Source organism: Verrucomicrobiota bacterium (assembly GCA_039192515.1).
Classification (GTDB): domain Bacteria; phylum Verrucomicrobiota; class Verrucomicrobiia; order Methylacidiphilales; family JBCCWR01; genus JBCCWR01.
In genome coordinates this window covers 1-2,402 of record JBCCXA010000094.1, presented here as the reverse complement: position 1 = coordinate 2,402, position 2,402 = coordinate 1, and the positions used below count along the sequence as shown (strand labels likewise).

Below are 2,402 nucleotides of genomic sequence, written 5' to 3'. Positions count from 1 at the left end.
TCATCTACGGCCTATACCTCGAGGCTACAGCCAAACCCCCCTAGTTTCAGAGAACACTTTCTTGACATCTTCAGTGAAGGATTAATGTAAACTGAGATACCATGGTGTCACCTGAAGGTTTTTTGAGTTCTACGACGGCGGAAGAAAAAGCGAAGAAGGTGATTCAAGAAAATTTCACGCTGCTTCCTCCTGCACCTAGTTTTGATAACGGTCTATATTGTTGCAAAGCTGATGGCACTTTGAGAAAAAATGAGGCTGTTGGTCAAGATGCAGAGTCTAAAACTCCTGATCCAACTCCAAGCCCATCTAAAACGCCTTCAAGTACCCCAAGCACCAGTCCAAGTGAAAGTCCTTCAACTTCCCTAGAGATTTGATAGAGAGGAGGTGGAACTGTCTTGGTGTATGCACTTTGGAGCAGCTTTGAAGAGCGCCTAGATCATTTCCGAAGTAGATAAGGCTTACCAACAAAGCGAAAATTGCAAAAAAAGGACAAATTTAATCTTGTGTGTGTTTGAAGATTTGGAGAACTAGGAAAGAAACATGACGCTTTCGAAGCAGGTCAATTTTGACAATAGGAAACTGTGAACTTCCCCTTTTGAAAAACCAGAAGAAGCTTTGCTCCTGATTATAGCCTCTTGTATGCTGCAATGGGTCATTCACAAATCCTGCACCTTGTGTCTCGCTGGCTGACTTTGGAGAAGTTGCATTGGAATTTAGAATGGGTTTGTTTAAAGGAAAGCGAACACAAATGGAAGAGATCTAATGTCATGAACACCAGGTAGATGAAAAAGCAAGCTATCTGCGTTCCTTCTAGCGCTAGTAACATATTCTTTATGTTCAGCTGCCACCGAAAGTTCTTCTGTTCTTAGGTATAGAAACCCAACATCTTTCCTTATGAGTGCCTTAGTGTTATTCTGGATGTAGTCAATCAAAGTTTCACCAGAACTCTATGTCAGTTTGACTTTACTATGGTTTGTTGAACATCAGCTCTAGAGGTTGATGACTTTTGCAGTATAACTGTAGCGACTGAAACTGCATTCACGAGTGCTTTCGCATGTTTGTGGCTCACCGGCACCACTGAGTTATTAACTGTAAATAGGAAATATGAACTTTGTACTGACCCTGAAGGAGTTTATTCGCTCAGCAAGCCTCCAGAATTAGGTGCTTTTTCCATCGTATGAATACTTGCCTTCAAAATTTAGAATACCTACTCTGTGAGTACGTGATGGTTGCTGCATTTAGACTCACAGTTGAGGAAGTTCAAGTTTAACCCCTAATATTCATTAGAGGAGTCAACTAGAATGGATAAATGTTCTTCAAGTTGTACTACCAACAAGAATTGGCGGGGGATTCAAGATTCAGCATACAGTATTGTGACCCAGAAAAAGAGAACAATCCTTGACGAGGGCAAAGATAGAAATGCTATGATGCAGACAAGTATCGATTCTGATATACAAAGCGAGCATTTGTGGAGATTGAAAGATTGATAAAATCATCTATATAGTAGCTGTTTTGCATTATTACAGCTACTACTTGATTATTTACATCAGCTGAGGCAAATGATTAAAAGCTTCTGGGATGAGGCTTCCCGGACCTATTCTCAAATGTTAAATGAGTGAGAAATTTTGGTTCGTTGGAGAAAACATATACTTCTTGAAGGAGAAAATTGATTCAACCGTAATTGCTGTGGCTCTTGATCGGATGAAAGCGTTGCCCATAGCTGGGAAATGCTTGCTGTATATGCGGAGTCAGAAAGTGGGCAGAAACAACTAAAATATATGAAACTATATTCGAGAGATGGAAAGATAAGCAAGTCCCTTCAAGTCTGTATCCCGATATACGAATTCCAGTAACGCAATCAACTAAATCAACACTATATATAATGACGCACAAGTGAAATCATTGTTAAGATGAAGTTCTCTACACTAGCGCTTTTTGGATTAGCGCTAGTATGTGATATTTCCAAGATAACTCATCGTGTGTTAGAGAACCTCTCCGAGATCAGCAAGATAGATAATTGCTAGTTCAATCCCAGTCCCGAAGATGTAGTTATTATTATCTAGTCTGCTTTAGCTAGGATGCCTGGAAACTGGTAGAAACCCTGAAAACTTCATGTGCACGATCATAGAAAGGCTAAAGATCTCGTGAAGCTTGTACTTTAAAGAATGCCGAAAATATTCGTAAGCGTAAACGCTTCTTGCGCTAGAGGATGAGGATTCTTCTTTAACATGTTTGATTGTTAGTTGGCACCTGTGCAATAATCATCTACGGCCTATACCTCGAGGCTACAGCCAAACCCCCCTAGTTTCAGAGAACACTTTCTTGACATCTTCAGTGAAGGATTAATGTAAACTGAGATACCATGGTGTCACCTGAAGGTTTTTTGAGTTCTACGACGGCGG

General features: G+C 40.4%; 1 protein-coding gene. It reads left to right on the top strand.

Annotated elements, in window-relative coordinates; genetic code table 11:
* Positions 1-101 precede the first annotated feature (101 nt).
* Positions 102-374, top strand: a complete 273-nt coding sequence (locus AAGA18_16100; GenBank protein MEM9446864.1) for a hypothetical protein — start codon at positions 102-104, stop codon at positions 372-374.
* Positions 375-2,402: the final 2,028 nt, after the last annotated feature.